The organism is Oligoflexus sp., assembly GCF_035638955.1.
GTDB lineage: Bacteria > Bdellovibrionota_B > Oligoflexia > Oligoflexales > Oligoflexaceae > Oligoflexus.
Genome location: NZ_DASQYZ010000262.1, coordinates 1 through 9,494, shown reverse-complemented (window position 1 = coordinate 9,494; position 9,494 = coordinate 1). Strand labels below are relative to the sequence as shown.

Here is a 9,494-nt window from a genome sequence, read left to right as displayed (position 1 = left end):
CAACATACCCTCCAGCCAAACAAATGTATGAATGCCATAAGCATTTGGCAAGAGGAAAACAAACAATCTCCGATGATGGGAGGTAGCCAGGTCCTCTGACCTCCAGCCAAAGCTTTCTGCTTCCTCGTCGACTCGGGAAAGTTTATGGCGGGAGTACGCCGGACGTTTGATCGATTGAAGTCACTGACGCCGCCGTCCACCTTATGAAGCGTTCCGTCCCAGCCATGGACCGGCACAGTGTAGGCATCGCCACCTATTTCACTGTTCTGTTCATAAAGACTGACGGTCATCCCGCGTTTGGCCAAGGTCCAGGCGGCGCCCATCCCTGCAATCCCTGCCCCAATCACTGCTACCTTCATATTGAACCGTCCTTCTGTATTGACGGGATCTCTTGATCGACCATCGACAGAAAGCCGTGTTTTTCTTAAGGCTAAAGGGACTTCTTTCCAAAAAAGCAGAATGACCCAGGGAGCCTTGGATCAAGCCTTTCCTCGCGGAAAGGCTCGTGCATTCAATCATTACACCCAATGTATTGGAAACCATCACAGAAACTGTCTTCACAGACAGCGCCTGTAATAAGCCGGGTCCGGCCGATGTCTTCATCGATAGCAAAGGCGTACGACTTTGCCCAGCCTTGTGCCTGACAGTAGGCATCGGCTGCAGGTTGACCACAATCGGCTGCAAAGGTTTTGCAAATGTCGAGGCGATCGCTGTAACCAGGAGCTGTAGGGGCATAGATCACTTCACTGTATTGACGGCAGTAAATGTAACTGAAACCGTCACAGAAACTATCTTCGCAAATAGCCCCATTGATCAAACGTGTGCGACCGATATCAGGAGCGATATCAAAATATGCCGAGGTGCGATATCCGAGCGCATTGCAGTAGGCATCGACTGCGGGCTGGCCGCAATCAGCGGCGAAATTCGCACACCAATCCAGCCGGTCGCCGCGGTAAGTAGGGTTGGGAATATATACCCAGGGTGTTGCGTAGGAAGCTGCAGAGAATAAGAGTAGAAACGCGATCATCCATTTTTTAATCATGATATTTTTCTCCCAGACTTATTCATGATGTTTCAATCCTTAAACGTGCCGCCCTTCATTTTCGTGCATGCCATCAGACTTTTATTTTTTTGCCTGTTCGTCGAATCCTGTTTGATAAAATCTCAAGTCAACTTTGCAAGCATATCGGTTAGCTTCACATCTCCGATTGATCGGAGTTCCAAGGGGGAATCATGCAGATGAAACGACTCGTATCCGTCCTGATGCTCTACGTCGTGGCGCCTATTCCTGCAGACTTTGATAGCATCAGGAGGGAGATCGAAAATTATGAGCTGGAGCACCCCGGCCGTACTCTGACAGTGGAATCCATCCTTGCGCGTCTGCCGGAGAATTTTCGCTCCAGCTTTACTCTGATGCACACGAGCGAGAGTTTGCAGAGGTCGAGCTTCGAGGCGCCGCGAGTCATTATGTTTGGCCAGGATGCTCGCACGGTGATGGCTTTTAATGGTGACCCCCAGCATAGCAGCTATGCACGGTTGGAGTTTGCCACGTTTGATCCATTGTCACAGGATATAGCCTTCCGCATGATCGAATTTCCTCAAGGAGACTCCGGAAACGGCAGGGCTGCATTCTCCGAGAAAAATCCCCCGCTTTGCATGGGCTGCCATGGTCCCACGCCGCACTATATCTGGGCTCAGTATGCGCAGTGGCCTGGTTCTTACGGCAGTCGGGATGATGTTTTGGATTTGGCGGAAGGGGAGAAGTCAGCGTTTCAGCAGTTTCGTCAGATCGCTGGATCTCATGCCCGCTATAAGTCACTTTTGTTTCCTTATGATACCCTGTCGCCAGTCGCACCCTACCGGCCCTTACAGGACGGGCGACCTGGGACTGATCGAGGGGATTACAAGGTTGCCATCGAGTTTCGTCCGAATTTTCGCTTGGGTGCTTTGCTCATGAGACATCAGGCCCAAGCGCGGGCGGCGGAGATCACACGTTCAAGCGAGTTTGAATCGCATCGCTATGGCTTTCTTTTTTATCTTGCGGGTTGTCATGACAGGTTTCAATCACCACTTGCTTCCGCCATGAATAAGGCAACCGGCAAGCAGAATCATAGTGACTATGCTGCGCTGTTCGGTCCATCTCCAAGCCAGGGCTGGCACCTGGACAAAGGCCCTGAAGCCCTTCGCGATTATGACTACAGCCCTGGATTGAACAGCTTTCGCGCTGGCCTTCTGGGTCATATTTGGCCTTTGGCTGTAGGTGATGATGAATCGCTGGCAGCCTTTTGGAAGCCGATCCGGATTGCGGATTATGTTCGTTCTTTTGATACGATTGGATTCAAGGTTTCGGAAGAGGGTCAGGCCATGTGGGAAGCCCTCGACCGGGAGGGACCGATCCCATCGGGAGTGGCGGGATCGGGCGAAGCCGATAACTATGGAAAAATAAGCAAGACTCCCATGCTCACGCTGCAGCAGGGTTTGGAAATGTGTCGTATGTTAGCTCAAAAGCATCTGGAGCGGTAATCGGGACAGGCGTGAATCCAATCCACCTCCATCACAAGGTCTGTCTGAGGAGCTTCGAGAGCATCCGGAGTATCTTCAGGAGCCCAGGTGGAGGAATGCCAGGTGTTGACCAAAAGGTGAGCGGACCTTTGGGTTATGCGTTCCTTGGGACCGCGATAGTCCCATAGTATGATCTTCTCCTGGCTCTTCGGGTCCCGCACCCACCACGTGACAGCATCTGCTGACCAGTCGAAGCCGTACTCATAAAATCCCCGGGAGGCGTCATAACCGGGAATAGCCGAGACGGATGTAGGCTGCGCTTCGATTCCGTCCAGGCTTTTGGTGTTCTCCTGACCCCAGTGGAGCAGTTCATTTTGACTCGTATTTTGATCCTAACGCAATATTTTCCTCTTTAAGATGTTTTGTCTTCAGTAGGGTGAATTGCGTGTAAAACCTGGAACAAGAGATCCTGTCTTTCAAACACGCGCCTTGGATAATATCGAAAGCTTTCTTTTCACTGAAGCATTCAGTGTTATTGAAGACAGGTTTCTTGTCCGCGTGACCTTCGATAAAATCCAAACTTTTGATATGAACGATGTGTCGATGCCCTTGGCGGAAGTCGAACATAACGCAAACAAACCATCCTGGTCCGATATGCCGATACATTTCGTAGGCAGAAAAATCCTGATCCCTGAGAAGGATGGCTTTTCTGTATGGTCCATCGACGACCTGAAAAATCCAAAACAGATAGGACATACCGTGCGCAAGGATTTCATGAACGATCTTATCGTCCTGGACGACAATACCTTGGCTGCTGTTTATTTTGGTCGTTTGGAAATACTGAGGTTCAAGAAACCTTAACCTCGCCAGGCTAGCAGCCGGAATGCACCCCGTGCAGCCCTGTGGACGCTCCGCCCTTGGCCAGATGCGAAACGGTGTCAACCAGCTCATCCTTGTTGAAGGGTTTGGTGAGGTGACCTGCAAAGCCAGCAGCTGCGGTGCGGCGGCGTTCTTCCAATAAGGCATGGGCCGTGAGAGCTACAACGGGTTTCTTATAGCCCTGAGCATGGAGGGCTTTGATGGCCTGATAGCCATCCATCCTGGGCATTTGGATGTCCATCAGGACGAGATCATGGGTTTGGCTCAGGGCTTTTTCCACGCCCTCGCTGCCGTCGTTCGCGAAGTCAACCGTAGCGCCGTTTCTTGTGAGGTAGCGCTTGAGCAGAATTTGATTGTCAATCATATCATCGACCACCAGGACATGCAGGTCCTTCAGCTTGAGGTCTTCTGAAGCCATAGGCTTCTGCAGCCGGCTGGTGGCGGCTGGCTTATCCACGATCGGGATGCACGAAGCCAGGAACGATATCATGAAGTGGCTGCCTTTGGTGAGTTCAGATTCCATGATGTCAATCGATCCGCCCAGGGCTTCACACAAACGTTTGGAAAGAGCGAGGCCAAGGCCGGTGCCTCCGAACTGCCTTGTGGTGGTGTTGTCGGCCTGGGTGAAAGGCTGGAACAGCTTTTGTTTTTGAACGGCGCCGATGCCGCGGCCGGTGTCTTTGACATCAATCGCGATCCGCAAGGATCCATCCGTCTGGTCCAGCAGACGCACCTGGATGTGGACGCCACCAACGTCTGTGAATTTTATGGCATTGCCGATGATGTTAAACACGATCTGCCGCAGACGGGTGGGATCCGAACAGATGGAGCGAGGGACCTTGCCGTCGAAAGCCAGGGTCAGTTCAATGCCCTTCTGCTTGGCTTTTTCCTTGAAGAGTTCGATGGCCTCATGCATGAGGTCAAACAGGGAAAAGCTAACTTCTTCCACGTCGAGCCGATTCGCTTCGATTTTAGCCAGATCGAGAATGTCGTCAATGATCTGGGTGAGAGCCTTGCTATTGCGATTGATCGTATCGATATAACGATCCCGCTCCTCCGCTGACAAATTATCGTCTTTCAAAAGGTCGCTAAAGCCCAGAATGGCGCCCAGGGGCGTGCGGATTTCGTGAGACATATTTGCCAGGAATGCGCTTTTGGAAGCACTGGAGGCTTCCGCAGCGATCCTTGCCTGCAGCTGTTCCGTAACATCCGAGCCTAAAATCATCACACCATCGATTAGACCCGACGCATCGCGTTTGGCTGACACAATGAAATCGAAGAAGCGCTTACCGCTGGGCCCATGGAACGGAAACACCTTGGTTTCCGCGGTCTGGCCCGTGCTGAAAACGTTGTCCAGCAAAGGCCTGATATCGACCATGGGAGTCAACTGCCCCACGGGTTGACCCATGCTGTCGATAGGTACGAGCTGCAGGAATGTTGGGTTGGCAAATTCCAGCATATGCTCGGGTCCGGACATGAAGGCAATGATGGCCGATGTTTGTTCAAACAGATTCTTCAGGTTATTCCGTTCCGTGATAACTTTATCGGCTCGTTTTTGCTTGTCGATATCGCGGGTGATGCGGGAAAAACCCTGCAGACTTCCATCAGAACCCCTCATCGGTGCCATGACCGCATGCACCCAGAACGAAGTTCCGTCCTGTCGAACCCGGAGCGCTTCCTCTTCATAATGACCCTGGGAGGCAGTCAAGGCAAGGGCTGTGTCGGCGCTATGACCGTGGTTGTCGGCGGCACTGGGATAAAGTGCGGCCAAAGGCAGGCCAATCGCCTCCTGAGGTTTGTAACCAAACATGCGCTCGGCACCGATGTTCCAACTCATCACCTGGCCGTCCACATCCAGCAAAAAGATCGCATAGTCCCGAGCGGCCTCGACCATGATGCGAAAGCGATCTTCCGATTCCCTGAGTTTGGATTCGGTGGCCTGAAAGTGCTGACGAACGACGCGATCATCCAATTCACGTTGGACGGCTATGCCCAGTCGTGCCAGGCGATCCTTTTTCAAAAAATCGTTGGCCCCCGCTTTCATGGCAAATACGGCTGTGTTCTCTTCCACGACTCCGGATACAATAATGAAGGGTATATCCTGGGCATTTTCTTTAACCAAAGCCAGCGCATCGAGGCTGGTAAAACCTGGCAGCTGATGATCACAGAGGATCACATCCCAGTGTTGACTGTTAATGGCTGCCCGCAATTCGGCCAGATCATCCACTCTTTGCCACTGCGGATTAAAGCCGCCACGACGCAGGATATAAAGCATCTCTTCCATATCGGGGATGGAGTCTTCCACTACCAAAACATGGAGGGGAGTTGACATAGAATAGCCTTTTCATGAATGGTGCCTCGGTAGCGTCACGGATTGAAGCCAGTACTCCTGAAGACGACGAACCACAGTATTGAAGTCCCGAAAATTTCCGGGTTTGACGATATAGGAGCTGGCGCCGAGGCGATAGGATCCGGTCACGTCACCATCATCATGTGAAGTGCTCAGGATAATCACGGGTATGGAATTAAAGTTTTCGTCGGTTTTTAGTTCGCGCAAAACCTCTCGACCATGCTTGCCCGGCAAATTCAAGTCCAAAATAATCAGATCAGGCCGCTGCGCCGCGGCAAAGGGCGGTTCGCGACGCAGATACTTCAAGGCGTCGAAGCCGTCTTCCACGGCTACCATTTTGCAATTGGGACTGTTACGCGCCAGTGCGATTTCCAAAAGTTCCCGATCGCCAGGTTCGTCTTCAGCCACCAGGATCGAGATCGGTCGAACCGGGACCACAGCATCAAGTAAGTCGCTCATTGTCGGGGGCCTCCGCAGGGTCTGGCAAAGTGAAAGCAAAAACAGTGCCCACTTTATCTTCGGGCATCTCAATCCAGATCCTTCCGCCGTGACTTTCGACGATTTTCTTGCAAATCGCCAGGCCAATGCCAGTTCCTGGGTATTTCTGCCGTGCGTGCAGGCGCTGAAAGATAATAAAGAGGCGACTTACAGCGCCAGGATCGATGCCAATGCCGTTATCCTGAACGCGAAATTCCCAGAAGCTTTCCACTTTTTTTGCGCTTATCGAAACGATTGGCAGCTTACCGCTCTGAAACTTGATCCCGTTGCCGATTAAATTTTGAAAGAGCTGTCGCAGCATGGTGTAATCTCCCAACACCTGGGGGAGCTCTTCATAGTGAATGACAGCTCCAAGGTCATCAATGGTTGCGCTCAGATCCCGCAGAACATCGCGACAGATCGTTGTCGTTGACAGAAGGCGAAAGGGCTGAATTTCCCGGCCTACCCGGGAATATTCCAAAAGCGCCTTGATCAGGGCCTGCATGCGGGTCACGCCGTCGACGACATAGGCGAAATGCCGGTTAGCCGTCTCGTCCTGAATCGTGGCCATGGTTTCCCCCAAAATCTCGACAAAGCTCGAGATGGTTCGCAAGGGGGCCTGCAGGTCGTGGGACGCGATATAAGCGAACTGTTCCAGCTCGGAGTTGGACCTGGCCAAAGCCTGGCCTTTTTCCATCAGGGCCTTTTCGATCAGAATCCGCTCATCAATTTCCAGCCGCAGCTTTTCGTTGACACCATGCACCTTGCTGCGTTCGGCATCAAAGTCCTCCAGTATGTTCAGGACAGCCTTTTGCGTTGTTTCCAGGCGTGAGCGCTCTGTGAAGAAATCTTCTAAAATATTAAGAAAGGCCCTTTGGCCTTCTTTAAAGAACGATCGCTCTTCCGTAAAATCTTCCAGGATATTCAGGACAGCTTTTTGAATATGCTCGAGGTAGGTCCGCTCGCTGCCAAAATCGTCGAGGATATTCATGATGGCTCGCTGCGTTTCATGCAGTCGAGTCCGCTCGTCCGAAAAATCTTCAAGGATGTTAAGCAGGGCCAAATTCATGGCCAACTGGGCTTCCATGCCATCTGGCAAAATTTCCAAACCGTCAATCATTCCTAATGCACCTGCCGACGAAGGTCTTCGATTTCTTTCTTGAGTTCGATCATTTTCAATTCACGACCGACGGTCAGCTTTTGAAAGCGTTCCAATTCACTCAAACGTTCCAGTTCTTTTTTGCGCTGTTCGGCAACTTCAGCTTCAGCTTTTTTCTGCGCCGTCACATCGCGGGCTGCGGCAAAGACACCAAGGACGTTGCCGCGTGTGTTCCGATAGACCGACGCATTGTAAAGGACGTCGGTGAAACGTCCATCCCGGTGCCGAATGGTCAGAGGGTAGTCCGTGACAAAGCCTTTTTCGAAGACCTGTTTGTAGCCCTCCCTGGCTTTCTCGGGTTCGGTAAAGTAATCGGAAAAGTCGGTGGCGATCAGTCCTTCGCGCGAAACCCCTGTGACTTTGATGGTGGCTTCGTTCACGTCCGTGATTTTGCCTTCGGCGCTGATCGTGACCAGGGGATCCAAACTGGCTTCGACCAGGCTGCGAGCATACTGGGAAGCCTGCTTCTGTGCGGTCACATCGCGGGCTGCAGCGAACACACCGAGGACATTATCCCGGGAGTCCCGATAGACGGAAGCGTTATAGAGAACATCCGTGAGCCGACCTTCGTGATGTCTGATGGTCAAAGGATAGTCAGTGACAAAACCATTTTCAAAGACCCGCTTGTAACCCTCGCGGGCCTTGTCCTGTTCGGTAAAATAATCGGAGAAGTCGGTGCCAATCAACCGATCGCGGACAATGCCGGTGATCTTGGCCGTGGCTTCGTTCACGTCGGTGATTTTCTCTTCCGGACTGATCGTGACGAGTGGATCCAAACTGGCCTCGATCAAACTGCGTGCGTATCCCGAAGCCTGCTTCTGCGCGGTGACATCACGGGCTGCCGCAAACACCCCGAGCACGTTGCCGCGTGCATCGCGATAAACGGAAGCATTATACAGAACGTCAGAAAGTCGACCTTCATGATGTCGAATGGTGAGGGGATAATCGGTGACAAAGCCTTTTTCGAAAACCTGCTTATACCCTTCGCGGGCTTTTTGAGGTTCTGTGAAATAGTCTGAGAAGTCGGTCCCGATCAACTTTTCACGGCCAATGCCGGTGATCTTGGCAGTCGCTTCGTTCACGTCGGTGATCTTGCCTTCGGCACTGATCGTGACCAGCGGATCCAAACTGGCTTCAATCAGACTCCTCGCGTACTGGGAAGCCTGCTTTTGCGCGGTCACATCCCGAGCCGCTGCAAAAACACCGAGGACATTGCCCCGTGAATCACGATAAACGGAAGCATTATAGAGCACATCAGACAGGCGGCCGTCATGGTGCCGAATGGTAAGGGGATAGTCGGTGACAAAGCCTTTTTCGAAAACCTGTTTGTAACCTTCGCGGGCTTTTTCGGGCTCGGTGAAATAGTCCGAGAAGTCAGTGGCCGTCAATTTCTCGCGACTGACCCCTGTGATTTTAATGGTCGCTTCGTTCACGTCGGTGATTTTGCCTTCGGGACTGATCGTGACCAGGGGATCCAAACTGGCTTCAATCAGACTCCGTGCATACTGGGAAGCCTGCTTCTGGGTCGTCACATCCCGCGCGGCCGCGAAAACGCCGAGGACGTTGCCTCGGGAATCGCGATAGACGGAAGCATTATAAAGCACATCTGTAAGGCGCCCCACCCGGTGACAAATCGTCAACGGATAATCCGTCACGAAACCTTTTTCGAAAACCTGCTTATAACCTTCACGCGCTTTTTGCGGTGCGGTGAAGTAGTCCGAAAAGTCAGTGCCAATCAGCTTTTCACGCTCGATGCCGGTGATATTGATCGTAGCTTCATTGACGTCAGTGATTTTACCTTCCGCACTGATGGTCACCAGAGGATCAAGACTGGCTTCAATCAGTTCCCGTGCATACTGGGAAGCGGAGCGGGCTTTCTCCTCCACCTGCCGCCGTTCCGTCACATCCCTGGCGATAAAGGAAGCGCCGAGGATCGTGCCCTTAGGGGTATATATAGGTGAAATAGAGAGCGAGATCGAAATCGTATGCTTATCTTTCCGAACCCGCAGAGTTTCAAAGTGTTCAATGCGGGTGCCGTTGGAAATCCGTTCAAGGATTTCGTTGACCTCTTCAGGCCGTTCAGGATGCGTCAGAATAAGGAAGGACTTGCCCAAAACTTCAGCTTCC

The 9,494-nt window shown here is 52.2% G+C and carries 7 protein-coding genes and 1 pseudogene; 2 read left to right on the top strand and 6 right to left on the bottom strand.

The window, feature by feature from the left end:
• Positions 1-359 (bottom strand): FAD/NAD(P)-binding protein (locus VE954_RS24460; RefSeq protein WP_324957750.1); only part of this gene is annotated, 359 nt, incomplete at its 3' end.
• Positions 360-511: 152 nt separating this feature from the next.
• Entirely contained in the window at positions 512-1,042 is a 531-nt protein-coding gene (locus VE954_RS24455) for a hypothetical protein (RefSeq protein ID WP_324957748.1), read from the bottom strand.
• Positions 1,043-1,233: 191 nt separating this feature from the next.
• Here VE954_RS24455 and VE954_RS24450 point away from each other — a divergent pair, with 191 nt between their 5' ends.
• Together VE954_RS24450 and VE954_RS24445 are read left to right on the top strand one after the other, a co-directional pair.
• Positions 1,234-2,523, top strand: coding sequence for a hypothetical protein (locus VE954_RS24450; protein WP_324957746.1), 1,290 nt, complete (start codon positions 1,234-1,236; stop codon positions 2,521-2,523).
• Between the two features lie 420 nt (positions 2,524-2,943).
• Positions 2,944-3,363 (top strand): hypothetical protein, encoded by a 420-nt coding sequence (locus tag VE954_RS24445; RefSeq protein ID WP_324957744.1) that lies wholly within the window; start codon positions 2,944-2,946, stop codon positions 3,361-3,363.
• A 10-nt stretch (positions 3,364-3,373) separates the two neighbouring features.
• On the opposite strand, the gene VE954_RS24440 is transcribed toward VE954_RS24445, so the two are convergent.
• From VE954_RS24440 to VE954_RS24425, 4 genes and pseudogenes are all read right to left on the bottom strand, one after another.
• Positions 3,374-5,713 (bottom strand): response regulator, encoded by a 2,340-nt coding sequence (locus VE954_RS24440; protein ID WP_324957742.1) that lies wholly within the window; start codon positions 5,711-5,713, stop codon positions 3,374-3,376.
• Between the two features lie 12 nt (positions 5,714-5,725).
• Entirely contained in the window at positions 5,726-6,190 is a 465-nt protein-coding gene (locus tag VE954_RS24435; protein ID WP_324957741.1) for a response regulator, read from the bottom strand.
• Positions 6,174-7,328: a sensor histidine kinase gene (locus VE954_RS24430; protein ID WP_324957738.1), complete on the bottom strand. Its 1,155-nt coding sequence runs from the start codon at positions 7,326-7,328 to the stop codon at positions 6,174-6,176. Before VE954_RS24430 ends, VE954_RS24435 begins: the two co-directional genes overlap by 17 nt.
• 2 nt (positions 7,329-7,330) lie before the next feature.
• Positions 7,331-9,454: pseudogene (locus VE954_RS24425) on the bottom strand (PAS domain-containing protein); the annotation flags it as partial.
• Between the last annotated feature and the right edge of the window lie 40 nt (positions 9,455-9,494).